Origin of the sequence: Nakamurella sp. (assembly GCF_048594475.1) — a bacterium.
GTDB lineage: Bacteria > Actinomycetota > Actinomycetes > Mycobacteriales > Nakamurellaceae > Nakamurella.
In genome coordinates this window covers 1-24,897 of the sequence record NZ_JBMDXT010000111.1, presented here as the reverse complement: position 1 = coordinate 24,897, position 24,897 = coordinate 1, and the positions used below count along the sequence as shown (strand labels likewise).

Annotated in this window: 24 protein-coding genes and 1 pseudogene; 10 read left to right on the top strand and 15 right to left on the bottom strand. The window is 69.1% G+C overall.

What is annotated here, in order from left to right:
* Positions 1–4 precede the first annotated feature (4 nt).
* Genes ACOJUF_RS05785 through ACOJUF_RS05765 form a run of 5 tightly spaced genes read right to left on the bottom strand, consistent with a single transcriptional unit; the run spans position 5 to position 5,261 of the window.
* Entirely contained in the window at positions 5–862 is an 858-nt protein-coding gene (locus tag ACOJUF_RS05785) for a fumarylacetoacetate hydrolase family protein (protein WP_420120912.1), read from the bottom strand.
* Complete coding sequence (locus ACOJUF_RS05780) at positions 859–1,824, bottom strand: alpha/beta hydrolase fold domain-containing protein (RefSeq protein WP_420120911.1); 966 nt, start codon at positions 1,822–1,824, stop codon at positions 859–861. The genes ACOJUF_RS05785 and ACOJUF_RS05780 overlap by 4 nt, the downstream gene beginning before the upstream one ends.
* Complete coding sequence (locus ACOJUF_RS05775) at positions 1,824–2,378, bottom strand: quercetin 2,3-dioxygenase (protein ID WP_420120910.1); 555 nt, start codon at positions 2,376–2,378, stop codon at positions 1,824–1,826. Before ACOJUF_RS05775 ends, ACOJUF_RS05780 begins: the two co-directional genes overlap by 1 nt.
* On the bottom strand, positions 2,375–3,637 hold the full coding sequence (locus ACOJUF_RS05770; RefSeq protein ID WP_420120909.1) for a DUF3500 domain-containing protein: 1,263 nt from the start codon (positions 3,635–3,637) through the stop codon (positions 2,375–2,377). Before ACOJUF_RS05770 ends, ACOJUF_RS05775 begins: the two co-directional genes overlap by 4 nt.
* Positions 3,638–3,641: 4 nt before the next feature.
* Positions 3,642–5,261 (bottom strand): FAD-dependent monooxygenase, encoded by a 1,620-nt coding sequence (locus ACOJUF_RS05765; protein ID WP_420120908.1) that lies wholly within the window; start codon positions 5,259–5,261, stop codon positions 3,642–3,644.
* A 28-nt stretch (positions 5,262–5,289) separates the two neighbouring features.
* Here ACOJUF_RS05765 and ACOJUF_RS05760 point away from each other — a divergent pair, with 28 nt between their 5' ends.
* Positions 5,290–5,415: a hypothetical protein gene (locus ACOJUF_RS05760; RefSeq protein WP_420120907.1), complete on the top strand. Its 126-nt coding sequence runs from the start codon at positions 5,290–5,292 to the stop codon at positions 5,413–5,415.
* Between the two features lie 61 nt (positions 5,416–5,476).
* A complete protein-coding gene (locus tag ACOJUF_RS05755) occupies positions 5,477–6,337 on the top strand; it encodes an IclR family transcriptional regulator (protein ID WP_420120906.1) in 861 nt (286 codons plus the stop codon).
* Between the two features lie 78 nt (positions 6,338–6,415).
* Here the strand turns inward: ACOJUF_RS05755 and ACOJUF_RS05750 are convergent, their stop codons facing one another.
* The 5 genes from ACOJUF_RS05750 to ACOJUF_RS05730 form a co-directional block, all read right to left on the bottom strand.
* Positions 6,416–6,811 (bottom strand): hypothetical protein, encoded by a 396-nt coding sequence (locus ACOJUF_RS05750; protein ID WP_420120905.1) that lies wholly within the window; start codon positions 6,809–6,811, stop codon positions 6,416–6,418.
* 60 nt (positions 6,812–6,871) lie between these two features.
* Positions 6,872–7,783 carry a twin-arginine translocase subunit TatC gene (tatC, locus tag ACOJUF_RS05745; protein ID WP_420120904.1) on the bottom strand — a complete coding sequence of 304 codons (912 nt, stop codon included), beginning with the start codon at positions 7,781–7,783 and terminating at the stop codon, positions 6,872–6,874.
* Between the two features lie 126 nt (positions 7,784–7,909).
* Positions 7,910–8,167 carry a Sec-independent protein translocase subunit TatA gene (gene tatA / locus ACOJUF_RS05740; protein ID WP_420120903.1) on the bottom strand — a complete coding sequence of 86 codons (258 nt, stop codon included), beginning with the start codon at positions 8,165–8,167 and terminating at the stop codon, positions 7,910–7,912.
* A 157-nt stretch (positions 8,168–8,324) separates the two neighbouring features.
* On the bottom strand, positions 8,325–9,506 hold the full coding sequence (locus tag ACOJUF_RS05735) for an MBL fold metallo-hydrolase (protein WP_420120902.1): 1,182 nt from the start codon (positions 9,504–9,506) through the stop codon (positions 8,325–8,327).
* A 143-nt stretch (positions 9,507–9,649) separates the two neighbouring features.
* Positions 9,650–10,741 (bottom strand): MBL fold metallo-hydrolase, encoded by a 1,092-nt coding sequence (locus ACOJUF_RS05730; RefSeq protein ID WP_420120901.1) that lies wholly within the window; start codon positions 10,739–10,741, stop codon positions 9,650–9,652.
* Positions 10,742–11,359: 618 nt separating this feature from the next.
* Here ACOJUF_RS05730 and ACOJUF_RS05725 point away from each other — a divergent pair.
* The 3 genes and pseudogenes from ACOJUF_RS05725 to ACOJUF_RS05715 all read left to right on the top strand — a co-directional run.
* Positions 11,360–12,655, top strand: a complete 1,296-nt coding sequence (locus ACOJUF_RS05725; protein ID WP_420120900.1) for an MFS transporter — start codon at positions 11,360–11,362, stop codon at positions 12,653–12,655.
* Between the two features lie 62 nt (positions 12,656–12,717).
* Complete coding sequence (locus ACOJUF_RS05720; protein WP_420120899.1) at positions 12,718–13,335, top strand: antibiotic biosynthesis monooxygenase; 618 nt, start codon at positions 12,718–12,720, stop codon at positions 13,333–13,335.
* A gap of 98 nt (positions 13,336–13,433) precedes the next feature.
* Positions 13,434–13,613, top strand: a pseudogene (locus ACOJUF_RS05715) (hypothetical protein); the annotation flags it as partial.
* Positions 13,614–13,701: 88 nt separating this feature from the next.
* On the opposite strand, the gene ACOJUF_RS05710 reads toward ACOJUF_RS05715, so the two are convergent.
* From ACOJUF_RS05710 to ACOJUF_RS05690, 5 genes are all read right to left on the bottom strand, one after another.
* Entirely contained in the window at positions 13,702–13,878 is a 177-nt protein-coding gene (locus ACOJUF_RS05710; RefSeq protein WP_420120898.1) for a hypothetical protein, read from the bottom strand.
* A 923-nt stretch (positions 13,879–14,801) separates the two neighbouring features.
* Positions 14,802–15,041 carry a hypothetical protein gene (locus ACOJUF_RS05705; protein WP_420120897.1) on the bottom strand — a complete coding sequence of 80 codons (240 nt, stop codon included), beginning with the start codon at positions 15,039–15,041 and terminating at the stop codon, positions 14,802–14,804.
* Between the two features lie 80 nt (positions 15,042–15,121).
* On the bottom strand, positions 15,122–15,970 hold the full coding sequence (locus ACOJUF_RS05700) for a PRD domain-containing protein (protein ID WP_420120896.1): 849 nt from the start codon (positions 15,968–15,970) through the stop codon (positions 15,122–15,124).
* Between the two features lie 37 nt (positions 15,971–16,007).
* Positions 16,008–17,456 carry a glycoside hydrolase family 1 protein gene (locus ACOJUF_RS05695; protein ID WP_420120895.1) on the bottom strand — a complete coding sequence of 483 codons (1,449 nt, stop codon included), beginning with the start codon at positions 17,454–17,456 and terminating at the stop codon, positions 16,008–16,010.
* A complete protein-coding gene (locus ACOJUF_RS05690; RefSeq protein ID WP_420120894.1) occupies positions 17,443–19,335 on the bottom strand; it encodes a beta-glucoside-specific PTS transporter subunit IIABC in 1,893 nt (630 codons plus the stop codon). The genes ACOJUF_RS05695 and ACOJUF_RS05690 overlap by 14 nt, the downstream gene beginning before the upstream one ends.
* Before the next feature lie 295 nt (positions 19,336–19,630).
* On the opposite strand from ACOJUF_RS05690, the gene ACOJUF_RS05685 reads away from it, so the two are divergent.
* From ACOJUF_RS05685 to ACOJUF_RS05665, 5 genes are all read left to right on the top strand, one after another.
* Entirely contained in the window at positions 19,631–20,398 is a 768-nt protein-coding gene (locus tag ACOJUF_RS05685) for an IclR family transcriptional regulator (RefSeq protein WP_420120893.1), read from the top strand.
* Positions 20,399–20,548: 150 nt separating this feature from the next.
* Entirely contained in the window at positions 20,549–22,156 is a 1,608-nt protein-coding gene (locus tag ACOJUF_RS05680; RefSeq protein WP_420120892.1) for a thiamine pyrophosphate-dependent enzyme, read from the top strand.
* Positions 22,157–22,267: 111 nt separating this feature from the next.
* Entirely contained in the window at positions 22,268–23,578 is a 1,311-nt protein-coding gene (locus tag ACOJUF_RS05675) for an MFS transporter (protein ID WP_420120891.1), read from the top strand.
* 68 nt (positions 23,579–23,646) lie between these two features.
* Positions 23,647–24,597 (top strand): ketopantoate reductase family protein, encoded by a 951-nt coding sequence (locus ACOJUF_RS05670; RefSeq protein ID WP_420120890.1) that lies wholly within the window; start codon positions 23,647–23,649, stop codon positions 24,595–24,597.
* 82 nt (positions 24,598–24,679) lie between these two features.
* A partial coding sequence (locus tag ACOJUF_RS05665) for an aldehyde dehydrogenase family protein (protein WP_420120889.1) occupies positions 24,680–24,897 on the top strand: 218 nt, incomplete at its 3' end.

Sequence of the window (24,897 nt, the reverse complement as noted above, 5' to 3'; positions counted from 1 at the left end):
GTCTTCATGCCGGATCTTTGCGCTCGTGGGGGCCCACGATCATGGTTTTCAGGGTGCCGAGCCGGTCGACCTCGACCTCCACGACGTCCCCCGGTTGGAGCAGCCAGGGTGGGGTGCGGGCGTAACCGACGCCGGACGGGGTTCCGGTGGCCAGGAGGTCACCGGGCTCCAGGGTGAACGTCCGGGAGATGTGGGCCAGAGTGTCACCGACGGTGTAGACCATCTGGTCGGTGGTGCCGTCCTGGACGGTGACGCCGTTGACCCGGGTCTGCAGACGCAGTCCGTCCCGCAGGTCGCCCACGTCGGCCGCGGGGACCATCGGCCCGAGCGGCCCGGACCGGTCGCCGTTCTTCCCCAATATCCACTGCGAGGTGAGCTTCTGCGCGCGTCGGGCCGTGAGGTCGTTGAAGGTGGAGTATCCGACGACGGCGGCCAGGGCCTCGTCAGGGGTGGCGTCGACGAGGCGGGCACCGACCCAGGCGACGATCTCGCCTTCCCAGTCCAATCCGTCCTCGTTGGCAGGGACGGGCACCTCGGCGCCGTCAACGGTCAGCGACCGGCTCCATCGCGCGAACAGGGTGGGGTGCTCGGGCAGCTCCTGATCCTTATACGACCCCTCGGCGACGTGCTTGAGGTAGTTCAGTCCGATGCAGATCACCCGCGCCTCGGGCAGGACCGGCGGCACGAGCCGGACGGACGTGGTCGCCAGGGTGGGCCCGGCCGGTTCCTGGGCCAGGTACCCGGCCGGGTCGACCCAGTAGTCGGGCAGGGTCGCGATGACCGTGACGGTGTCGCCGTTCTCGGACAGGGTGGCGACCTCGACCCCGGGCGTGCCGGGCCGGTCGATGCCGACGATTCTCATGGGTGCTCTCCGCGAAGGTGGTGGTGCAGGAAGGTCATCGTTCGGGTCACCGCGTCGGCGGCGGCATCCGTTGCGCCGAGCCACATGTGGTCGGCGTCGTCGTACAGGTGCAGCTGGGCGCCCACGCCGGCGGCGACCAGGGCGGCATGCAGCCGCTCGCTCTGCCGGCACGACACGAACCGGTCCGCGCGGCCGTGCAACAGCAGCATCGGCGGCGCGGAAGGGTGGACGTGACCGATCGGGCTGGCCAGCGCGGCCCGGTCGGGCACGGCCGCGGCCGGCGCGCCGAGCAACTGCGCTTCGCGGGTGGTGGCGTCCAGCGGGTCGGCGCCGGCATCGGCCGCGACGGCCGCGACGTCGGAGGGTGCGTACCAGGCCACGACCGCGGCCACCGAACTGGACAACTCGCCGGCGGAACCGTCGACCCCGACGGCGCCTTCCAGGACGGGATGACCGGCGGTGAGCCCGAGCAGTTCGGCCAGATGCCCGCCGGCCGATTCGCCCCAGGCGGCGATCCGGTCCGGGTCGATGCCCAGTTCGGGGGCCCGGGCCCGCAGCCATCGGACGGCGGCCTTCGCGTCGTGCAGCTGGGCGGGGAAGACCGCCTCGCCGGAAAGCCGGTAGTCCACACTGGCGACCGCGATCCCGGACCGGGCCAGCCGTTCCAACGGCGAGGGTGACTCGCCGGCATAGGCGGGGCCGACGCTGTGCCGGCTGCCCAGCCGCCAGCCGCCGCCGTGCAGGAACACGACGGCCGGGACGGCTGTCGCGGCCGTCCCGGGTGCGGCGGGCAGCCACAGGTCGAGCTCCAGCGGTCGAGCCCCGGGCAGCCCGGCGTACGGGACGCCGGCGAGGACCCGCACCCCGTCGGCGGTGGTCCGGGCGGGCGGCAACGCCGCCCACTCGACCCGGGGCCCGGGGAGCGGCAGCGTCGGCGTCCCGGCCGATGCGGGAGGCGTCATCAGGCGTCCGGCCACTGGTAGTCGGGCATGAACGCCATCCGGTGGTCCCCGGCGGCGGCCTTCATCCGGCCGAAATCCGGGATGAATGGCGGCTGCTCCTTGGTGTTGTGGTCGGTGAGCGTGCCCATGTGCTGGAAGAACCGTTCGAATCCGCCGGTCATCGTGCCCATCATCCGCGCCGCCTCCTCCACCCGGTAGGCGTGCGGGGTGCCGGCCGGCACGTATGCGAAGTCGCCGGGGGTGAGCAGCCGGCTGGTCTTGGTACCGCCGGCGTCGGTGAAGAACAGCCGCACCTTGCCCTCGAGCACGTAGAAGGTTTCGTGGGTCTCGTCGTGCGAGTGGGTCGGGATGATATCCCCGACGGGTGAGTCGCTGGTGATCACACCGAACTGGCCGTCGGTCTCGTCGCCGGACAGCAGCACGGTGAACAGGTCACCGAACAGCATGGCGTGCTCGCCCTCCCCGCGCCGCAGCACGTACGGCTCGGGCTTGCCGGGCAGGACACCCTTCCATTGCGGACCTTGGCCGGGCTTGATCAGGTATTCGAAGGTCATCGGTGCTCCCCTGCGGTGGAGTCGGTCCCGGCGGGAGACCGTCGGGCAAGGAGCGCCTTGCCGTAGTCCCCGGCGTTGGGTGTGCGGACGGTGGTGTGGATATGGAACGGTGCGGGTTCGGTGTTGTCCAGGAACACCCCGCAGTGGTGGTCGAGTTCGTGCAGCAGCACCGGGCTCTGGATGCGGAAGTAGAACGGCTCCGGGTCGGCCCAGCCGCCGATCCAGGAGAACCACGTGTCCTGCGCGTGGTCCTCGACCTCGCGCAGCCGGGCGGCCAGCGGCCCGGCGGGCAGGTAGGACAGGGCGTCCCGGATGATCTCCCGGACCAGGCCGGCCGCCGGGCCGGTCATGTCGGTCACCCTGATCCCCTCGTATGGGATCACCCGATTGTCCTGGAAGCACCCGGCCAGCGTGCGTTCGTCCCCGGGGTGCAGCCGGCCCTCCGGCATCGCCGGGTCCACCATCTGTCGGTAGGTGACGGCCCGGTCCCGCAGGTCGTCCGGGAGCGCGGCCATCACGGCCCGCGCCAGAGCGATCCGCGATCCGAACGGGCCGGCCGGATCGCCGTCGTCGGTGGTGTTCGGTTCGGCGCCGAAGAACACCGGGGTGAGCACCAGCCGCGGCCCGATGACGACGGCGTTGAGCGCCAGGTGGTGCCCGAACAACTGCCATCCCCACGGCTCGGTCGGTGACGGCTCCCCGTAGATGGCCAGGTTGTAGCTGAACTCGTTCATCAACTGGGGCAGTCCGACGATGTCGCCGAGATACCCATTGATCCGCATCGCGGTCCGGGCCAGGGCGAACCCGGCCGGGCTCAGCGTCGCGGCCAGCAGGGCCAGTGCGGCGTCCCGGGTCGCGGTGCCCATCTCGTCCAGGCGCACTCCGGTGTCGTGCTGCAGGAACTCCGGGTTGGCCCAGGACCGCCATTCGTGCGCGTCCACCGGGTAGCTCACGCGGGCGCGGCTCGTCTGATCCAGGGTGGCGAGCAGGGATTCGGCGGCCACCACCATGTCCTTGGTCGGGGCCTCTTCGCCCGGTCGGACGTCACCGAGGTGGAACAGGTCCGGCACGACGGTGCCGTCGGCGGTGACCCCGTGGAAGGGCTGGGGATAGAGCGCGGCCCATCCCCTGATCATCGGTCCGGCGAAGCGGTCGGTCGTGGCGTACTCGGCGTACTCGCGCACCGTGAGGCCGCGCAGGTCGGTCAGCCGGGGATCGTCGGCCGGCAGCAGGTGGTCGCGGAAGTTGTTGGTGCTCATCGGGTCACCAGCCCGCGGCACGCAGCAGACCGGCCGCGGCCGCGGCCGGGTCGGCACCGCGCCAGGCGACGTGCTGATCGGGACGGACCAGCACCAGGTCGGCACCCCACAGCGCCCGCAGGTCGGCCGGGCCGACCTCGGTCCGGGCATCGGCCAGCGGCAGCACGGTCAGCGGGATCCCGTGTTCGGCGGCCGCCGCATGCACGGCCGTCGCCGCGGGTTCGGCGTCCACTCCGGGTCCGACCAGCAGCGTGAATCCCGCTCCGAGCGCGTCGTAGACCGAGCGGCCGTCCCGCAGCCACACGTGCGGCAGCAGGCAGCCGGGGTGGGCCGACGGGGTGTACTGGATCGGATCGTCACCCGGGGCGTCCGTGCCGTCGTCGGTCACCACCGGCGACCCGTGGTAGGAGTAACCGAGAACGAGTCCCAGCGAGTGGAATTCGCTCTTCTTCACCTGCAGTTCGACCGCCGCCTGGGCGCGGGCAGCGTCCCCGGCCGGACCCTCGACGCCCAGGAGTTCGTCGGCGAAGTGGTGCGCCAGCGCGTTGTTGTTGGCCGACGCGTCGGCGATGGTGCGGGCCGCCACGGGCCGACGCTCCGACTCGTAGCTGGGCAGCAGCGCGGGACCGGCCCAGCCCTGCAGGATTCCGGCCAGCTTCCACGCCACGTTGACCGCATCGCCGACGCAGGTGTTGAAGCCGTGGCCGCCCCACGGCGGGTTCAGGTGGGCGGCGTCGCCGGCGATCAACAGGTTCGGCCGGTCGATCGACCGGTAGCGGTCGGCCAGCAACATCCGGCAGTTCCACAGATCGGTGGCGATCACCTCCACCGGCACGTCGTCACCGATGAGGGTGTGCAGCATGCCGACCGGGTCGGCCTCGGCGGCGGACACGTCGACGCCCTGCACGATGGCCCACCAGGTGTCCTTCAGGTCCATCCGTCCGACGATGCCGCCCGCGCCCGGGGCGAGCACCCAGTAGTGGATCGCGCCCTGATGGGGCACCTGTTCCGCCAGTCCCGGCGCGGAGAACAGGATCGACAGATTCGGCCGGGCGCCGGAGCCACCCTCGAACGTCGCCCCGAGCGCCGGCCGGACCACACTGCCGCCGCCGTCGCACCCGAGCAGGTAGGTTGCCTCGACGGTCCGGGTGGATCCGTCGGCGTCGACGACGGCGGCGCAGGCGACGCCGTCACCCTGCTGCACCTCGGTCACCCGGGCGCCCAGCCGCAGGTCGATCAGGTCCAGACCGGCGGCCTTGGCCCGCAGCACCTCCTCGATCACCGGCTGCCCGACCTGCTGGCCGCGCTCGGGCGCCTGATCGGGGCGGCGCACGGTCAATTGGAAGATCTCCGAGAACCGCGTGACTTCCTGACCCATCAGCGTGGACACGAAGACCGCATCCTGGGCGTAGTCCACCGGCAGCGGAGCCGCGGCCCGCACGGTGTCGGCCAGCCCCCAGCGTCGCAGGTGCGTCATGGTGCGGGCATTGGTGGTCTTGGCCCGAGGGCGGTCGGTATCGACGCTCACCCGGGGTTCGACCACCATGCTGGCCACCCCGCGCTCGGCCAGTTCGATCGCCGCGGACAGCCCGGTCGGACCGCCACCGGCGATCAGGACCGGCACACGGAGCACAGGATCTGTGGAGGACTCGATGACGGTCACGGAACTGCTCCAAACAACGTTGATCGGATGGGGAACGCTCGCCGGACGGCAGCGCGGCGAACTCGATGATGTCGCAGCGACAATTTCGCTGACCACCCGGTTTGCCGCTCAGTGATAGAATTTTCCTGCGTCTGTCGTACACCGTCGTCGAGAGCTGCGTTCCCGAGGGAGGTCCGATGGCCGGCCGACCCGGGGGCCAGGAAGGGCCGGCCGACCCGGTCCTGGATCGGGCGTTCGCCCTGCTGAACAGCTTCGACCCGGGCAACCGGACGTTGTCGTTGAGCGAGCTGGCCCGGCGGGCCGACCTGCCGGTCAGCACCGCGCTGCGGCTGATCCGGCGGCTGGTCACCCTGGGCGCCCTGGAACGGCGAGGGACCAAGTACGTGATCGGTGTGCGCTTGTGGGAGATCGCCTCGCTGTCCCGCAGCCTCGGCCTTCGGGACGTGGCGATGCCGGTGATGGGGGACCTGGCGGCGGCCACCCAGCAGCACGTCCTGCTCGTGGTCCTGGACGGCACGGAGGCGGTCCTGCTGGAACGGTTGTCGGGTCGGGCGGCGGTCCCCGTGCTGTATCGGGTGGGCGGCCGGATGCCGCTGCACTCGACCGCCTCGGGGTTGGTGCTGTTGGCCCACATGGACCCCGAACGGCAGGAGGAGATCCTGCAGCGACCGCTGATGCATGTCCCCGAGCAGGTCCGCGTCGACGCGACCGCCCTGCGGCGAACCCTCGCGGACGTGCGGCGCAACGGTGTGATCACCTTGCGCCGCGGCGCACCCGCACCGCTGGTCGCGGTGGCGGCCCCGGTGCGTGGTGAATCCGACGCCGTCATCGCGTCGCTCTCGGTGGTGATGCGGGCCGGCAGCTTCGACCCGGCCCGGGTCGGCCCGGCGGTGGTGGCCGGCGCCCGGGCGATCTCCCGCGGGCTTGGATCACCCGGGGCGACCGTGCTGCCGGACCCGGCGACGGACGGTTCCCCGCCCGTCGCCGGTCCCGCGGTCACCAACGTCGGATCCATCGCGTTGACGTCGACCACATAGTTGGCCGAGCGTGCGAGGCCGCCATCGAGATAGTTGGCCGAGCGTGCGAGGCCACCGTCGAGCACCCGAGGACACCCCTCAGGCTGCCTCGGACCCGCGGACCCGGCCGGGCTCGGCTGCGGTGGCGACCTCCGACGTGCCGGCCGGTTCGGACGACTTCGACAACGACACCGCCGACGTCGGCGCGACCGGCGGCCGCTCCTCGCCGATCCGGCTCAGCAGGTGAGCCGGGTGCAGGTCGCCCAGGTTCAGCGCCTGCTTGAGTGACTGCAGCTCGGCGATCTGTTCCCGCAGCTCGGCGATCTCGGGCCCGAACTGCTCCCCCAGCTGTGACCGGGCGCCGGACGCCATCCCGCGAACCGTCTGCAACGACCGCGACGTCCAGGCGATCGCCACCGGAATGCGCTCCGGACCGAGCAGGAACATCGCGATCACCGCGATGATGCCGATCTGTCCCCATGACAACCCGAACATGACCGGGCTCACCTCCTAGAATCAGTGGACGAACGGGACCGGCGACCGACCGGCCGCGGGTCAGCCGTTCGGATCGGTCCGCGGGTGCGGCAGCGGGTGCGGCGTGGGGCTTGGCAATGGGGACGCCACCGGCGTCGTGCTCGCCGCGAGAACCGGTGCCGGCTCCGCGATTCCGTCCAGCGCGAACTCTCGTTCCTGGGCGACCGCCCGGCGCGCGGCCCGCCGGTCGTGGATTCGGCTGACCTGGGCCGCCACCTCGTAAAGCACGCACAGCGAAACCCCGAGGGCCAGCATGGTCACCGGGTCGTTCCCGGGCACCACCAAGCCGGCGAACAGAATCATCGCGAAATAGGCGTAGCGACGCCATCGGGACAGGGCCGCGGCCGGAACCACGCCGGCGAGATTCAGCATCACCAGCAGCAGTGGCAGCTCGAACGACACTCCGAAGATCAGCAGCATGGCGATCAGGAACGAGAAGTAGGAATCCGGGGACAGCGCGGCGCCCACGGTGTCTCCGCCGAAGCCCAGCAGCACCTGCAGGCCTTCCCGGATCACCACGTAGGCCAGCACCGACCCGGCTACGAACAGGGTCGAACCGACCGCGACGAAGGTGAGCGCGAAACGGCGCTCCCGGCGGTGCAGGGCGGGGGTGACGAAACCCCAGAGCTGACCGAGCCAGATCGGCGAGCTGAGCACCGCCCCGGTCAGCACGGCCGCCTTCAGCCGTACCTCCAGGATGGAAAACGGGCCGGTGGCCAGCAGGGTGCACGAGCCGGCGCCGTCGAAGGTGATGCGCGGAGGGCTGGGCACGGCGCAGTACGGCGCGATCAGAATCTCCCCCAGCGACGGCACCCCCAGGGCCGGTATGCCCTGGCCGTACCAGACGAACCCGACGACGGAGCCAAGAACGATTCCGACGGCCGCGACGAACATGCGCCGGCGCAACTCGAAAAGATGCTCCATGAGCGGCATCTGCCCATCGGCCGGGCGTCGGCCGGCCCGTCGCCGCAGCCACGGGCGGCCAACCCGCCGACCGTCACCGGCCGCCTCGCCGGATCGGCGCGCCGCGAGTGAGAGATTCATGACCGGTCGACCGATCTAGCCGGCGACGCGGATGGTCGGCGACGTTCCCGCGACCGGGGTCGCGACCGGCTGGCCGACCGTCGGCTCGACCGGAGCGGTCGACGCAGTGGGCATGGTCGCCGCCGAATCCTCATGCATGGCGGACACTTCGGACTTCAGGATGCGCAGCGAGCGCCCCAGACCCCGAGCGGTGTCGGGGAGTTTCTTGGCGCCGAACAGCAGCACGAAGACGGCGATGATGATCAGCCAGTGCCACCAGGACAGTCCACCCATGACGAGTTCCTTTCGATTGCCGGACGTGTGGATTTCAAGACGTGTGAGTGTGCGTGACCCCGGTCGGGTCGGTCGGCGGGCGTGGATGCCGGCCGACGGCGAGAGATCGGCGGGGCCGGGTGACCCGAGGTCAATCAAAGGCGAGGCCGGGCGCCAGTTATCGACGCCGCTTGCCGACACCGAGCTGCATGAGGTCCTTACCGATGATGAGGTTGCCTGAGTAGCCCTTCTGCGCGGCCCGCCACACTCTGTCGGGGTTGCTGCCGGGCACCAGGTGGCTCAGCACCAGGTTCTTCACCCCGGCCGGCTGCGCGACGTCCCGACCGACCTGCTCGATGGTGGTGTGGGCGCCGAGCAGATGTTCGCGCACCGCGGCCTGATTCGCCGGGGGCAGCGAAGCGACCAGCCGGTCGACGAAGGCGGTATCGATCACCTCGTGCACCAGGTAGTCGGCGCCGCGGGCCAGATCGATCAGGTTCGGGCTGACCGTGGTGTCGCCCGAGATCACGATCGAGCCGTCGGGGGTGTCGAACCGGAACGCGAACGCCGGGGCGGTCGGGTGATGATCGACCAGCGTTGCCGTCACCTTCACATCACCGTCCTGCCACACCGGGATCGGCGTGGTCAGGCGCGGCGGCACACCGCTCGGGTCGACGTCCCAGATCCCGGCCAGGCTGATGTCGTTCACTGTGAACAGCGCCTCCGGCGGGGTGAACGCGCTGTCCCGGATCCGGTCGTTGAAGTCGTTCGACCAGGCCTGGGACAGGTAGGCGGAGGTCTGCGTGATGCCGGGCGTGGGATTGTCCGGGTTGACCACCGGCGGGGTCGGCCGGGTGGGCGGGAAGACCCGGGCCAGGGTGCCGCGATTGCCAGGGCCGAAGACCTGGATCGGCGGCAGCGTGCGGCCGACGTTGTTGGTGGTGCCGATCGCCCAGGCGGCCGGGAAATCGGTCAGGTGGTCGCTGTGCATGTGGGTGAAGAACATGCCGGCCACGTTGGAGAACGCGCCGTTGGGCACGTCAGGAGCGCCGAGCCCGGAGTCGGCGAGCCGGCCGAGCGACCCCAGGCCGAGGTCGACGATGTAGACCTTCCCGCCGTAGACGATCGCGGTGCTGATGCCGGCATACTCGCTGCCCAGGATGATCGGACCGCCGGACACCCCGAGCATGACCAGTTGGGTGCGATACCGGGACGCATTGCCGGTGCCCGCGGATGCGGCCGTCGCGGCGGGCGCAGCGCCAGCCGGCACGGCGCCGGCCACGGCCAGGCCGCCGACGGCGGCGGTCAGGCCGAGCGTCTTGAGCACGCTGCGCCGATTGGGCTCGGGGACCGCGCTCAACGCGCGAGAAACGACGTCACACATATGCTTTCAGACCTCTCAGATTCGTGGGGTCGGCGCAGGATTGGCGAGGACCGCAGCGCGGAGCCTCCCGGGGTCGCGGAGACTGCCGGGAGCGCACCTCGGGTCGCGGTCGGGTCGGGTCAGAGGCGGATGACGTCGAGGGCCGACGGAGCGATGATGTCGCCGCGGTAGCCGACCTTGCGGGCGGCGGGGCGCGCCTGGCTCAGGTAAACCTGCGGCCTGTCGGTGTAGTCCGGGGTGTAGTGGCAGAACACCAGCTTCTTGGCGTTGGCGGCCTTGGCGACGCCGGGAAGGTCCACGACGTTGGAGTGCGACTCGTACAGGTGCTTGCGCAGCGCGTCGCCCTGGGCCGGCGGCAGGCTCGCGGCGATCTGGTCGACCTTGAGGTTGTTCTGCGTCTCGTGGACGAGCACGTCGCAGTTCTTGGCCAGGTTGATCAGGTTCTGGTCCGGGGCGGCGGTGTCACCGGAGAACACCACGACCTTGCCGGTGCTCTTGATGGTGAACCGGTAGGCGTAGGCGTTGGCGACCTCGGGGCCGTGGAACACCCGGGTGGCGTCGACGACGACGTTGGCGTCCTCCATCACCCGGGTCGGTGTGCCGTCGGCCGGGACCGCGATGTCGGTAGTGTTCACCGTCGGAAAGGGCCCGAATCCGCCACCGCTCAAGAACGTGTTGATGTCCTGGTTGAACGTCTGCTTGATGCCGGCCAGCTTGGCCGCGGTGTCCGGCGGCCCCCAGATGTTCAGCGTGGGCAACTTCCGGCTGACCCAGCCGTGCATGACCAGTCCGGGCAACCCGGAGGTGTGGTCGAAGTGGTGGTGGGTGATGAAGACGTTGCTCATGGCGGCGTATCCCAGCCCGCAATCGACGAGCTGGCGGGCGGTGTCGAGGCCGCTGTCGATCAGGTAGGTGCCGGTCCCGGCGACCAGGGCGATCGCCGGCTTGGTCGTCCCCGGGTCCGCTACCGGGCCGCCGTTGACGCCCAGCATCACGATGCGATCACCCGTCACGGGCCGGCTGCTTCCGGCGCTGCCGCTGTCCGCGTACGCGGCGCCGGCCGCGGCGGTGCCCAGGGCGCCCGCGGCCAGCGTCGCCCCGCCGATGGCCAACGCGGACTTCAGGATGGTCCGCCGGGACGCCGCCGGCACGACCAGCTCACCGCCCGCACCTTCGTGGATCTGATCGTGCACCGCAGGGTTGTCACACATGGGCTGTCCTCGCTTCGGTGGGAGAAATGGCCGGAAGGTCCGGCTAGATAGATGGATGGGGGTGTGGCCTGGACCGGGGTGCGCGGCGACCGCGCATCGCCGGCCCGGCGCCGATGTTGCGTCTCTACACCGGGCCGACCGAAAAGCGGTGCGGGTTGGCTGCGGACCGATCGGATGGGCGGGTGACGGAACGCATCAGCGACCGAATGTGCTGAGAGATCGCCATGAATGTCCGCCTGTCATCGTCGTCGGTGAGAGACTCATTGCCTACGGCTTGCCGCCGGTTCGGGTCACGTGCCCTCTCGGCTGGTCGACAGATCTGACCACCTGGTCGTCGAGTCGCCAACCGGCTATGCCGTTCAGTGGCAATGTTTCTTCGAAGTCGCGCCGGCTGTGGCTCTGACCTGGGCCGATCCGGCCTTGACCCCGCGGATCGCCGAGCGGGGATCGACCCGGGCCGGCAGTCCCGGGTTGGCGCGCCTCGCGTTCCTGATTGCCACTCAGTGGCGAAGTACCTTCCGGCGAGACCACGCCGCCTGTTCCCATGGGCACCGCGCCGCAGAACCCACCACGGTCGTGGCCCACCCTCCAGTCAAGCCGAAACCATTGGAGTCAACGATGACCACTCCGGCACCCGTGACCGCCGATCACATCGGCGGCGGCAGCGTCGCCGAAGGCGCCTTGCATGACGACGCGCCCGCCCCCAAGGTGCTGATTCCGCTGCTGGTGCTGGCCGCATTCGGCCTGTACCTGGCCAGCCTGACCCCACCGATCATCACCCTCGCCGTCCGGATCGCCGGCATCGACCCCGAGGGCAAGACCGTTGCGCTGTCGACCGTGATCCTGATCGGCGCCGTCGTCTCGATCGCCGCCCTGCCCCTGTGCGGGGCGCTCAGCGACCGCAGCCGCAGCCGGTTCGGCCGCCGCCGGCCCTGGTTGGTGGGTGGGGCGGTGATCGGCCTGATCGGTCTCGGCATCGCCGGAACGGTGCCGTCGATCCCCGCGGTCGCAATCGGTTATGCCCTGGCCTCTCTCGGGTACGCCGGGGCGTTCGCCGGCTTCCTCCCCCTCATTCCCGAGTTCGTTCCCGATCACCTGCGGGCGCGCCTGTCCGGCCTGATCGGCTTCGTCGTCGCGATCGCGGTGCTGGTCGGCGTCGTCCTGGGCAGCCAGCTGGTCACCCTTCCCGCGCTGATGCTCGGCCTGCCGGCGATCGTCGCCCTGATCGGCGCGCTCGCCCTGGCCGCGGCCATCAAGAAGGTCGATCGCCCGATGGACATCGCCTGGCCCCGATTCGGCGTTCGGCAGTTCCTGGGCAGCTACTGGCTGCGCACCAACGGCGACCGGGACTTCGCCTGGAACTGGGTCAGCCGCCTGCTGCTCGGTGTCGCCTACGTCGGCATCCAGACCTTCGCCGTGTTCTTCCTGTCCGATACCGCCGGCCTGAGCACCGAGGCCGCGGCCGGCGAGTACGCCCGGATCACCGCCATCTCCACGCCGGTCTCCGTGGTCTGCTTCCTGGTCTCCGGATTCCTGTCCGACCGCCTCGGCCGGCGGAAGGCGTTCGTCGTCATGGGTGCGATCCTGATCGCCGGCGCCCTGGTCATCGCCGCGGTCACCCAGAGCCTGACCGGTTTCCTCGTCGCCTGGCTGATTCTCACCGTCGGGCAGGCGATCTACCTCACCGTCGACATCGCGATCGCCGCCGCGGTCGTCCCCGACGACGCCCAGGCCGGCAAGGCGATGAGCGTCTTCCAGGTCGCCACCCTGCTGCCCAACGTCCTGGCCCCCATCGCTGCCGTCGCCGTGCTGACCGTCAGCGGCGGGGAGAACTACCCGGTGTTCTTCCTCGTGCTCGCCGTCCTCGCCCTGCTGTCCGCCGTCGCGGTCATGTTCGTCCGCCGCATCCGATAGCCGGACAACCGCGGACAGGCCCGCACCGACCGGCTCACCACAGGGGCAAGAAGGAGGCTCTGATGCAGGTACCAGGAACGGCACCCGACCGGAAGCCCACCACGGTCATTGTCGAGCGGACCGTCACGACCGGCCATGAGGACGACTTCCGCGAACTCGCCGAAGCAATCACCGACGCCGCCCGCCAACACCCGGGCTTCCTAGGGTGGGGCCTGCTGCGCAGCGCACCCGACAGCCGGGACTGGAACATCGTCTATCGGTTCGACACCACCGAACACCTCGATACCTGGGAAGCATCACCCGACCGCACGCGCCTGCTCGCCAGCGGCGCAGACTTCATGCGGACGGTGTCCGAAAGGCGAATCCAGGAAATCGATGAATGGACCGCACCACCGGTGACGTCGACCGGACCCCCACCGCGATGGAAGACCTTCCTGATGACCGCCACGGTCATTCTCATCCTGCAACTCACGTTCACCTACGCGCTGAGCCCACTCATCGGCACCTGGCCACTCATCGTCCGCTCGATCACCGTCGTCCTGCCGGTCGTGGCGATCATGACCTGGATCGTCATGCCGCGGCTGTCCAGGTGGCTCGCCGGGTGGCTGTACGGCACCCGCACCCAAAGTGGCGGCACTGCCGCTATTGGCCCCTCCGGCACCGGTATCGGAGGGTCGTGACCGACAACGGGCGCGATGCGAGAACCTGCGCCGCCCGGTCGTTCCGCGGTGGAGCGGACGTCTTCGGGTGGCGGCGGCACCGTTGGTGATGCTGAAATCTGCTTCCACGGCTGTGGCAGCGTGAACCCATACGCGTCTCGGAGGAAGTTCGGACAGAGGTCCACGACGCAGGCGCAGAAGTCCGTGGCAGCCAAGGTGCTCGCGATTCTCGCCGCCTTTCCGCCGAATCGCCAGTCCTGACGCTCAGCGAGCTGTCCCGCCGAGCGGGCGTCTCTCTGCCGACCGTCCATCGTCGTGCGGCAGAGCTGGTGGAGTGGGGGGCGCTGGAGAAGCCCGCGGTCGAGGGAGGGGGTGCGGACGGCCAGATCACCGAGGCGGTGCGATCCTTTCGAGCCGATCCCCCAGCGAGGCGATTGCCTCAGCCTGGACCCAAAGATGTTCAATCAGTTCGCGGATGCCATCCGCAAGCGCAGCCTCCTCCGTTGGTACGCCGGCGACCTCGATCTCATCGACCAGTTCGGGCGGAGCGGCCAACTCGTCCATGAGGCAGACCGCCCGGGTCACCGAGTCGACATCGCCGAAGTCTGCATCTCCTCCACACTGGCCGGCTGGCGAGGTGAACTCCTGCCGGCTTTCTCCGGCGCGTCCATCGGCATCTCGACCTCCACCAGGTCTTCACGTCTCCGGCGACCTACAGGCTCGCCGGGTGGGCCATTCTGGCGCTCCGGGCGCGGCCCAATGCCCTGTGCGAACAGGTCCCACGGGCACTCGTCGGGGTCCCCGTCGTGGACCTCACCACAGATCGAGCACGGCCCAACCGTCGGCCGGCGCCGTCCGAGCCGCACGGGGCTCGTGATCAAGCCAGGCGCGCCGGGCAGCCCTCCTTCGACAAGGAGCGGGGCGAAGCGCTGCAGCGCAAGTAACGCTGATCTGGTCGTCCAAGTGTGGGCCAATCGTTTGATCGTGAATCCCCGAATGTCTCAACTTGGTCGGAGCGACTACCTAGGCCGCGGTAGCTTCGCGACGCAACAGCTAGCACTAGGGGGCCACGATGGGCAATGGTTCTGCGGGTACGGGGACACCGCCACCAGGGATCCCCGACATCGCGCAGTTGGTTTGACCGGCTTAGCACCGTCGGTAAGGCTCTACTGGCTCTTCTTACTTGTGCCACAGCTCTTTTCGGCACGTTAACGGCCTACTTTGTCACCGACCACGAGCCAGGCTGCGCCGACAGGTGGCTCCGTCTACCATCAGGGTAGCGTCACTCTCGCCGAAGACGGCGATGGCGTATGCCTTCTGTCGCCACCAAGCGATCCGAAATGGGGAGCTAAGAGTTACTACACCGGCTCGACGGAAAGTGGGTCCGTACAATACATCGTCGGCGTACTCGACATGTGGTACGTCGATGTAGCGAAAGCTCCGAATCGATCCGTAGCCGATTTCGACACTTGTTCGACTCTGACTACCTACAGCAGCAAGCCCAACACGTCGATACCAGTCAGCGAATTGAGCGACGTCCCCTTACATTGTCTGCGACTTTCAAATGAATGGTTCGCGACTCTCCGACTTACAAGCCAAGAAGGCGACACCGTCACATTGGAGATCACGGTGTGGAATTCGTAGAGGTCACCACGCAACCTGCGCATCCTGAGATTGCAACCAACCCGTTCCTCGCCATCCGTCACGACTTCGATGGTCTCAGCCATGGCCCGTTCCCTCGGTCAGACCAGACCCGTATCCACCGTTATCCGGACTGCCCCACTCCGGGAATGCAGTCCCGGGCTGTTCACGGGGACGCCAGCCGCTCGATGTGCAGCGTGAGATACGCGACTTCCTCGTTGGAGATCTGCTGGCCGTACTGGGCCGCGATGTGGGTGCGGATCTTCTCGGCGGATTCGTGGGCGTGCGGGTAGCGCCGGCTGACCTGCCCGAACAGGAAGTCGTCGGTGCTGGTGAGCATCCGGTTCTCCAGGAACCGCGTTGCGAAGTAACGCATGTGGCTCATGAACCGCGCGAAGTGCAGGCTCTGGTCCATCAGCTGCAGGTTCATGCTGTACCGGACGATGGTGACGACCGCGTCGATCAGCTTGACCGCCTGCAGAGTGTCGAACGTGGTCGAGGCATCCCCGTGCCGGGCGTTGGCCACGTGGAACGCGATGTTGGCCGCTTCCTCCTCGGGCAGTTCCACGGCGAGCTGGTCGCGAAGCAGGGTAAGCCCATGGCGGCCGACGGCGTACTCCTCCGGGTAGAAGTGCTGAATCTCCCAGGCCAGCCGGTTGGTCACGACCAGGTTCTCTCGGGACCGTTCGACGGCGAAGTGCAGGTGGTCGGTGAGCGCCAGGTAGATGTGTGGGTGCAGCGTCATCCCCAGCTGCTGGGCGTGGGTGACGATCTCACGGGTGATCTCCAGGTAGTCGGTCGGGATCGCGGTGAGCAGCTCGACCAGGTTCTGCACGTCCGTGTTGACCACCGGGATGAAGACCTGGTCCTGGTCTTCGCCCTGCCCCCGGGTGGGCACCGGGGTTCCGGGTCTCCGGCCGTACCCGATGCCCTTCCCGAGCAGGATCGACTCCCGGCCCTGCGGGTCCTCGACGAGGATCACGCTCGAGTTGAGCACTTTCTTGATGATGAGCATGAGCCTCGTCGCTCCCTTCGCCGAGTTGTCGGGTGGTTCAGAGTTCTTCGCCGTTGGTGGCGATCACCTTCTGATACCACCAGAAGGAGTCCTTGCGACGACGGGCGCCGGTGCCGGCTCCGAGGTCGTCCTGATCGACATGAATGAAGCCGTACCGCTTGGTGATCTGCGAGCTGGAGGCGCTGATCAGGTCGATGGTGCCCCAGCTGGTGTAGCCGAGCAGCTCCACGCCCTCGTCCACGGCCTGCTTCATCTGGGTGAAGTGCTCCCGGAAGTAGGCGATCCGGTAGGGATCGTGGATCTCACCCTGCTCGGTGACCTGGTCGATCGCGCCGATGCCGTTCTCCACCACGAACAACGGCTTACGGTAGCGGTCGTACAGCTCGATCAACGAGATTCGGAAGCCGACCGCGTCGATCTGCCACCCCCACTCGCTGGACGGCAGGTACGGATTCTTGACCCCGAGGATGGTGTTCCCCGGAGTGCGTTCGGCATCCGGGTCCACCGATTCGGTCGAGGACTGGTAATAGCTGAACGACACGAAATCGACCGGATGCGACCGCAGGATGTCCTCGTCACCGGGCTCGATGGGCAGGGTGACGCCCTTCCGCGCGATGTCGGCCAACATCAGCCGCGGGTACTCCCCGAAGACGTGCACGTCGCCGAACCACAGGTTGTCCAAGTTCTTGTGCTGGGTGGCCGCCACGTCCTCCGGCGCGCAGGTCCGCGGGTAGGTCGTCAGCTTGGTCAGCATGCAGCCGACCTGGCTGCCCGGGATCAGCCGGTGACACTGCTCGGTCGCGATCGCCGACGCCAGGTACTGGTGGTGCAGCGCGGCGTAGCACGCCGCCTGCACCCCGTCCGGGCAGTTCTCCGGGATGATCCCGGCCGAGGTGAACGGATGCCGCATGACGCTGTCGATCTCGTTGAACGTCAGCCACCGGTTCACCAGCGACCCGAACCGTTCGAAGCAGGTCAAGGTGAACCGGGTGAACAACTCGACCACCCGCCGGTCGGCCCACCCGTTGTACTTCACGGACAGCGCCACCGGGCTCTCGTAGTGCGACAGCGTGACCAGCGGCTCGATGCCCAGCCGTCGCATCTCGGTGAACAACGCCTGGTAGTAGGCGATCCCGGCCTCGTTCGGTTCGGTCTCCTCCCCGGTCGGGTAGAGCCGGGTCCAGGCGATGGAGACCCGCAGCACCTTCAGGCCCAGTTCGGCGAACAGCGCCAGGTCCTCGGGGTACCGGTGGTAGAAGTCGATGCCGCGCCGCTTGGGGTAGTAGGTGCCGTCGGGGTCGGCCAGTGCGGCCTCGATGCTCGCGGTGGACACGGCGTGGTGCGCCGCGTAGTCCTTGGGGTCCAGCTTGGGCCGGTACATCGCCACATCGGCGACCGACGGTCCCTTGCCGTCGACGTTCCATGCCCCTTCGGTCTGGTTGGCGGCGATGGCGCCACCCCAGAGGAAGCCGTCAGGAAACGACATCGACCGACTCCTTCGCGTCCACGGCGATGCCGAACAGGGGGGCGCCGGCGGCGACATGGCCGGCGGGGGCGATCGGCGTCACCGCGTGGGCGGTGGAGTTGGTGACCACGATCGGCGTGGTGATGTCGTAGCCGGCCGCGGCAATCGCCGGCAGGTCGGCGGTCAGCAGGAGCTGCCCGGCCTCGACGCGGTCACCCTTGGCGACGTGGGCGGTGAAGTGCTCGCCGTTCAGCCGCACGGTGTCCAGGCCGACGTGGATGAGCAGTTCGACGCCGTCGTCAGTGGTCAGGCCGATCGCGTGGTGGGAGTCGAAGACCATGGCGACGGTGCCGGAGATCGGGGCGTGGAACTCCCCCGACTGGGGCACGATGGCCAGGCCGGCGCCGAGCACACCACCGGCGAAGACCGGATCGTTGACCTCCGACAGCGGCAGGGCGATGCCGGCGGCCGGGCTGACCGCGGTGACCGTGTGCTGGTCGGCGGTGGCGGCCGGGTCGTGCGCGACGATCAGGGTGGCCGACGCCGAGTCCTTCCACAGGGTGAGCGAGACGGCCATGGCGACGACGAAGGCGATGCCCGCGCCGATGCCGGCGTTGACCAGGTTCATCGGGTTGTCGGGGTCCAGGAACATCGACATGCTGGCCAGGCCCGGGCCGACGGCGGCGAAGCTGGTCACATGGGTCAGGCCCAGGTAGGCACCGCCGGCGAAACAACCGGACAGGACGCTGAGCAGGGCGCGCTTGTTCTGCAGGGTGACGCCGTACAGGGAGGGCTCGGTGATGCCGAACAGCGCGGAGATACCCGCGGAGATGGCGGTAGCGCGCAGCACCGGGCTCTTGGTGCGGATAGCGACGCCGAAGCTCGACCCGGCCTCGGAGATGTTGTGCGCCAAAGACGCCGGGTTGTAGAGGCTCTCCTTGCCGGTGGTGGTGATCTGGTTGATGGTCGGCGGCAGCAGCGCCTTGTGCATGCCCACCGAGATCAGGAACGGCAGCAGCATGGCCAGCAGCGCGGTGGCGACCCAGCCCAGCGTGGCGTACAGCCACACGATCCCGGCGGTGAACCAGGTGCCGGCCTGGAAGCCCAGCGGGCCCAGCACGAACAGCGTCACCGGCACGGTGATCAGCAGGCTCATCATCGGGACGAAGAAGATCCGGATCGGCTTGGGCGAGACCCTGGTCCAGAATCGCTCGTTGACCGACAGGAACAGCACGGCCAGAATGGCCGGGAAGACCTGCGTGCTGTAGTTGACGTTGGTGACCGCGAAGCCGAACAGGTGCAGGCCGGTGTCCGAGGCGACCAGCGTAGTCAGGGACGGCAGGATCAGCACGCTGACCGCGGCCAATGCGACCAACTTGTCGGTCCCGAGTTTGGTGGCCGTGGTGACCGCCACCATCAATGGCAGGAAATAGAAGACGGCGTTGGGAATGGCGATCAAAATGGCGTAGGCGTCGCCCTTGGGATCCATCCAGCCCAGGACGGTCAGCAGCATCAGCAGTGACTTGAGGATGCCGGCGCCGGCGATGGCCGGGACCAGCGGTTGGAACACCGCGACCAGGAAGTCGACGAAGACCCGGCCGGGGTGGGCACGCTTCTTCTTCTCGCCCGTCGGGGCAGCGGTCGCCGCCCCGACCCCCACACCGGGCAGCCGCAGCAGCGCCCCGTAAACCTCGACAACCTCGTTGCCGATGACGATCTGGGTCTGGCCGGCCTGCACCGCGCCGAGCACCCCGGGAATGCGCTTGAGCGCCTCCAGGTCGGCCTTGCCGTCGTCGACCAGGTTGAACCGGAGCCGGGTCGAGCAATGGGAAACGGCACCGACATTCGGCGCGCCGCCGACCTGCTGCAGAATGTCTGCCGCAGTCTTGTTGTAGTCCATCATGCCTGCCTCGTGAGTAGGAATCTGCTCTGATCTACCGGAAAAGGGCACAAAAAAAGGACCCAAGCCAGAACCGCGCCCTAGGTGCGCCGAACTCACTTGGATCCTGCCTGGCCTAACCAGTGACATGTCCGAAATCAGGAGACCACGGATCTCCAGCGCTGTCAACCGTGCCTTTTCGCGGTCGACCGGACCGGCTCGGCCACGCGCCGCCGGCTGAGCGGGCCGCGTCAGATCCCATGGTGGCGGATACTCGGGCGGGTCGCCGGTGACCACAGCCACGAGGAGGTGGGCGGTGTCGGGTCGTTCGAACACGGCCGGGTTGACCGTGTTGAGCCGGGCCTTCGCGATCCTGGACACCTTCGTGGACCACCCGGAGCAGACCCACGGATCGATCACCCGGGCCACTGGCTTCTCACCGGCCACAGTGCACCGGTTGCTGGCGGAGATGGTCGCCTGGGGCGCGGTGGAGCGCACGGCGTGGGGCCGCTATCGGATCGGCATGCAACTGTGGCGGCTCGGGTCGCAGGCTCCGGCCGGACGGGCACTGCGCGATCTGGCGCTGCCGTTTCTACAGGACCTGTTGGAGGTGACGCACGAGGTCGTGCACCTTGTCGTGCTGGACGCCCGGCGAGCCCTGTACATCGAGAAACTCGAAGCCCGACCGGATATCGCGGTGCAGTCCCAGGTCGGACGGCGGCTGCCGCTGCACGCCACCGGCCCGGGCAAGGTACTCCTCGCCCACGCCCCGCCGCCCCTGCTCGACGAGGTGATCGCGGCCGGGCTCGACCGCCACGCGAAGCGGACGATCACGGACCCCGGGGCCTTGCGGCAGGCGCTGGCCGCGATCCGTCAGCAGGGTTTCTGCCTGTCCCGGGACGAGATGACCGACGGTACGTCCTCGGTCGCGGCGCCGGTTAGGGACGCGCGCAACCAGGTCATCGCCGCGGTGTCGGTGGTCGTGCCCAGCGACGACCGGTCGCTGACCCTGCTGGTTCCCCCCGTCCGGATGGCTGCCCTGGGGTTGTCCCGGGCCCTGGCCGGCCCGCCACCGGAGTCCTGACCGCCCCGCACAAAATTTTCCGTTGAACGAGAGACGTCGTGGACGGCGTGATTGCCCACGCCGGACACTTCAACCTGTCGCCCACCGGAACCTCCAGTTGGCGCCCCACCCGCCCAGACCCTGCTTGACCTGTTCAGTGAGGAACGATTCATGCGCACCGTTCGCGACGCCGCCTTCGACGTGCTCCGCCGGTTCGGCGGCACCACTCTGTTCTCCAATCCGGGGTCGACCGAGATCTCCCTGCTCACCGACCTTCCGGAGGATCTGAAGTTCGTGCTCGCCCTGCACGAGGGATCGGTGGTCGGGATGGCCACCGGCTGGGCCATCGCGAACCAGGCGCCGGCCGTCGTCATCCTGCACACCACCGCGGGTCTGGGCAACGCCGTCGGCGCGCTGGCCACCGCCCGGGTCAACAAGGCGCCGCTGGTCGTCCTGGTCGGCCAGCAGGACCGACGGCACCTGGCGATGAACCCGTTCCTGGCCGGTCACCGGCTCGACGAGCTGGCCGGCGACTACCCGGTATGGGTCAACGAACCGGCCCGCCCGCAGGACGTGCCGGGTGCCCTGGCCCGGGCCTGGCACGAGGCCACCGAGCATCGTGGGCCGGCCATCGTCATCGTCCCGATGGACGACTGGGACGCACCGGCGGACGGGGACGACGCGGTGGCCGCGCCGGCCCGCGTGGTCCGGGCCACCGGGGTCGACACGGCAGCCGTCGACGAGCTCGTGACATTCCTGGACGGTGCGACCGCCCCGGTCATCGTGGTCGGCGCAGGCACCGATGACGAGCAGTCCTGGGCCGCGCTGCAGTCGCTGGCCGGCCGGCTCCAGGGCCCGGTGTGGCAGGAGGCCTTCGGTGCCCGCGCCGGCTACCCGCAGGACGACCCCTACTTCGCCGGCCACCTGCCCTCCGGCCGATCCGACCTGCGCAAGGTGCTCGCCGAACACGACGTCATTCTGGCCGTCGGCGCGCCGGTCTTCCGGCAGTACCCGCACGAGGCCGGGCCGCTGGTCGAGCCGGGCACCCGGATCGCCATCATCACCGACGACCCGGCCGAGGCCAACGGCAGCCCCGCGGATCTGGCCGTGGTGGCTCCGCCGGCCGCGGTGTGCGCGTTGCTCGCCGAGCGGCTGACCGCCCGTCCCGCGCCGGCCGAACAGATCCGGCCGGCCGTCGAGCACCCCGGCCGCCCGGTCGGGGACGGTGCGATGCAGGCCCCCCAGGTCTTCGCCGCGCTGGCCGACCGCATCCCGCGCAACACCGTCATCGTCGAGGAAAGCCCGTCGAGCCGGGCGTCGCTGCATGCCCTGCTGCCGGCCCGCGAACCCCTGGGCTTCCTCAGCGCGGCGATGGGTGGCCTCGGGTTCGGCCGGCCCGCCTCGATCGGAGTCAAGTTGGCCCAGCCCGACCGGCCGGTCGTCGCCGTCGTCGGCGACGGGTCGTCGATGTACGCGATCCAGGCCCTGTGGAGCGCCGCGCGGTACCGCACCGGTGTCCTCGTCGTGGTCATGTCCAACGGCCGCTACGCGATCATGGACCGGCTCGCCCGGATGCACGGGGAAACCACCCCGGACGGCCGCGGATCGGCGCCCTGGCCGTCCTTCGAAGACCTTCGCGTCAGCCGGATCGCCGACGGGCTCGGCTGTCCCGCCCGGCGCATCGAGACCTACGACGAACTCATCACCGCCCTGGACGAGATCGTCCCGACCCTGAGCGAGCGCCATGAGCCGCTCGTCCTGGACGTCGCGGTCCAGTAGTTCCGGCGACCCACCCGCTGCCGGCCCGACCGGACCCCCACCCCCCTTTCTGCCACCAACGGCCCGCCGACCGGGCCGGAGTTCGTGCTGCCCACCGAAACCGGAGCACCCATGACCACCCCCGACACCACCACCGAGCTGCCGGGCGACACCGGCATCCGCAACCGCGCCTATCGCAAGATCGGTTGGCGCCTCCTCCCGCTGCTGTTCCTGGCCTACGTCTTCAGCTACGTCGACCGGGTCAACATCGGCTTCGCCCAGCTGCAGATGAGCGAGGACCTCGGGTTCTCCGCCGCCGTCTACGGCCTGGGCGCCGGCATCTTCTTCATCGGCTACTTCCTGTTCGAGATCCCCAGCAACCTGCTGCTGCAAAAGTACGGCGCCCGGGTCTGGATCGCCCGGATCATGATCAGCTGGGGCATCCTGTCGGCGCTGCTGATGGTGACCCAGGAGGCCTGGCAGTTCTACCTCATTCGATTCCTGCTCGGCGTCGCCGAGGCCGGGTTCTTCCCAGGCGTCATCCTCTACCTGACCTACTGGTACCCCAACGCCCGGCGGGCCCGGGCCACCGCCTTCTTCTTCACCGCCGTCGCGTTCGCCGGAGTCGTCGGCGGCCCGCTGTCCGGGTGGGCGCTCACCGCGCTGGACGGCGCCAAGGGCCTCTACGGCTGGCAGTGGATGTTCCTCATCGAGGGCATTCCCGCCGTCCTGCTCGGCATCGCCGTCCTGATCTGGCTGCCCAGCGTGCCGGCCAAGGCCAAGTGGCTGACCACCGAGGAAAAGACAGTCGTCCAGGATGATCTCAGCGCCGAGGACACCGCGAAGCCGGTGCACAGCACCTGGGCGGGGCTGAAAGACCCCAAGGTCCTCCTGCTCGCCGCGATCTACTTCTGCTTCGTCCTGGGCTCCTACGGCATCGCGTTCTGGCTGCCGCAGGTCATCAAGGGCGCCGGCGTCAGCGATTTCCTGCAGGTGGGCCTGCTCAGCGCGATCCCCTGGAGTGCGGCGATCGTCCTGATGGTGGTGGCCGCCAAGAGCTCGGACAAGACGCGCAAGCGCCGGCTGCACGTCGGCGGCGCCGCGGTTCTCGGCGCCGCGGGCCTGTTCATCGTCAGCGCCGCCGGTGGGGGGCACCTCATCCTCACCATGATCGGTCTGGTGCTCGCCACCGCCGGCGTCTTCACCGCGCTGCCGCTGTTCTGGAGCCTGCCCACCGCCTTCCTGGCGGGTGGCGCCGCCGCGGTCGGGCTGGCCACCATCAACTCCATCGGCAACCTGGCCGGTTTCGTCGCCAACTACATGGTCGGCTGGATCACGACCCTGACTGGAAGCACCACCTGGGCCACCGTCGTGCTGGCCGTCGTGCTGCTCCTGGGTGTCGGCCTGATGCTCAAGGTCCCGAGCAAGCTGGTCGACCGCTGACCCCGGCCGGCCGCGCCGGCCCGCCCCCACTCACTCATCAGAAGCATTTCATCGGGAAGGAATTCGTCGTGGAGATCGCCGTCGTCGGCGCCGGGGCCATGGGATGCCGCTTCGGCGCGGCCCTGCACAGCGCCGGGCACCAGGTCCAGCTCGTCGATCCCTGGGTCGACCATGTCGCGGCGATCACCCGGCAGGGTGGCCTGCTGGTCGAGGACGAGTCGTCCAGCCGGCTGGTCGAGCTGACCGCCAACCTGCCCGCCGACGGCACCGGCTCCCCCACGCTGATCCTGGTGTTCGGCAAGGCCATGCAGACCGCATCGCTGATCGGGGCCGTGCGGCATCTGATCACCGACACCACGGTGGTGCTCACCCTCCAGAACGGGCTGGGCAACATCGAGGCGATTGCGCAATTCATGCCGGTCGATCGCATCGTCGCCGGCGTCACCACCCTGGGCACCGAGCTGCTCGGACCGGGCCGCATCCGTTCGCTGGGCGACGGCGACACCCATGTGATGCAGGCCGACGGGCGGCAGGGTTCGACCGTCGGCACCGTGCTCGCGGCCTTCGACGGGTCACCGATCACGGTCGACGTCTCACCCGACGTGCAGATCATGATCTGGAGCAAGGTCGCCTTCAACTCGGTGCTGAACACCCTGTGCTCCCAGATGTACGCCCCCGTATCGGCATTGCCCGCCTACCCCGAGTTCTGGACGGTGGCCGGCGGCATCATCGACGAGATCGTGCAGGTCGCAGCGGCCGAGAACGTCACCGTCGACGGCGCCAAGGTGCGCCAGACCATCGCGGCGGCAACAGATCCCGAGATGAGTGGGCACCACCTGCCGTCCATGCTGCAGGACCTGATCAACCGGCGGCCCACCGAGATCGAGCACCTCAACGGTGAGATCGTCCGCCGCGGCCGCGCTCACGACATCCCCACGCCACACAACGAGCTCATCTGGCACCTGATCCGGATGGCCGAGGCCACCCGCGACCAGCGGATCAGCGAGCTGCCGCACTGACGCCGACCGGAACCACCCAGACCCCGCACCGCCAATACAGCACGACAACCACAGCAACAACCGACACAGAGAGGTGACGACCATGAGTCTGCTCGATCGGAGCACGTGGGAAGGCAAGATCTACTCGGGTGGTTGGGTGCCCGGATCCGGCGGTGAGTTCGCGGCCACCGAACCGGCCACCGGTGACACGCTGGCCCAGGTCGGCGCGGCGACCGCGGAGGACGTCCGCCGGGCCGCCGAGACCGCCGCCGGCGCCCAGCGGGACTGGGCCGCCCTGTCCTATGACCGGCGGGCCGCGGT

Excerpts from the sequence above, each read along its gene's own strand:
- ACOJUF_RS05725 (WP_420120900.1), top strand. The coding sequence starts at position 11,360 with ATGACCACTCCGGCACCCGTGACCGCCGATCACATCGGCGGCGGCAGC.
- ACOJUF_RS05770 (WP_420120909.1), bottom strand. The coding sequence starts at position 3,637 with ATGAGCACCAACAACTTCCGCGACCACCTGCTGCCGGCCGACGATCCC.
- ACOJUF_RS05675 (WP_420120891.1), top strand. The coding sequence starts at position 22,268 with ATGACCACCCCCGACACCACCACCGAGCTGCCGGGCGACACCGGCATC.
- ACOJUF_RS05710 (WP_420120898.1), bottom strand. The coding sequence starts at position 13,878 with ATGGACGAGTTGGCCGCTCCGCCCGAACTGGTCGATGAGATCGAGGTC.
- ACOJUF_RS05760 (WP_420120907.1), top strand. The coding sequence starts at position 5,290 with ATGACGGTCACGGAACTGCTCCAAACAACGTTGATCGGATGGGGAACG.
- ACOJUF_RS05680 (WP_420120892.1), top strand. The coding sequence starts at position 20,549 with ATGCGCACCGTTCGCGACGCCGCCTTCGACGTGCTCCGCCGGTTCGGC.
- ACOJUF_RS05785 (WP_420120912.1), bottom strand. The coding sequence starts at position 862 with ATGAGAATCGTCGGCATCGACCGGCCCGGCACGCCCGGGGTCGAGGTC.
- tatA (WP_420120903.1), bottom strand. The coding sequence starts at position 8,167 with ATGGGTGGACTGTCCTGGTGGCACTGGCTGATCATCATCGCCGTCTTC.
- ACOJUF_RS05700 (WP_420120896.1), bottom strand. The coding sequence starts at position 15,970 with ATGCTCATCATCAAGAAAGTGCTCAACTCGAGCGTGATCCTCGTCGAG.
- ACOJUF_RS05775 (WP_420120910.1), bottom strand. The coding sequence starts at position 2,378 with ATGACCTTCGAATACCTGATCAAGCCCGGCCAAGGTCCGCAATGGAAG.
- ACOJUF_RS05720 (WP_420120899.1), top strand. The coding sequence starts at position 12,718 with ATGCAGGTACCAGGAACGGCACCCGACCGGAAGCCCACCACGGTCATT.
- ACOJUF_RS05730 (WP_420120901.1), bottom strand. The coding sequence starts at position 10,741 with ATGTGTGACAACCCTGCGGTGCACGATCAGATCCACGAAGGTGCGGGC.
- ACOJUF_RS05695 (WP_420120895.1), bottom strand. The coding sequence starts at position 17,456 with ATGTCGTTTCCTGACGGCTTCCTCTGGGGTGGCGCCATCGCCGCCAAC.
- ACOJUF_RS05755 (WP_420120906.1), top strand. The coding sequence starts at position 5,477 with ATGGCCGGCCGACCCGGGGGCCAGGAAGGGCCGGCCGACCCGGTCCTG.
- ACOJUF_RS05690 (WP_420120894.1), bottom strand. The coding sequence starts at position 19,335 with ATGGACTACAACAAGACTGCGGCAGACATTCTGCAGCAGGTCGGCGGC.
- ACOJUF_RS05750 (WP_420120905.1), bottom strand. The coding sequence starts at position 6,811 with ATGTTCGGGTTGTCATGGGGACAGATCGGCATCATCGCGGTGATCGCG.
- ACOJUF_RS05705 (WP_420120897.1), bottom strand. The coding sequence starts at position 15,041 with ATGGCTGAGACCATCGAAGTCGTGACGGATGGCGAGGAACGGGTTGGT.
- tatC (WP_420120904.1), bottom strand. The coding sequence starts at position 7,783 with ATGCCGCTCATGGAGCATCTTTTCGAGTTGCGCCGGCGCATGTTCGTC.
- ACOJUF_RS05780 (WP_420120911.1), bottom strand. The coding sequence starts at position 1,824 with ATGACGCCTCCCGCATCGGCCGGGACGCCGACGCTGCCGCTCCCCGGG.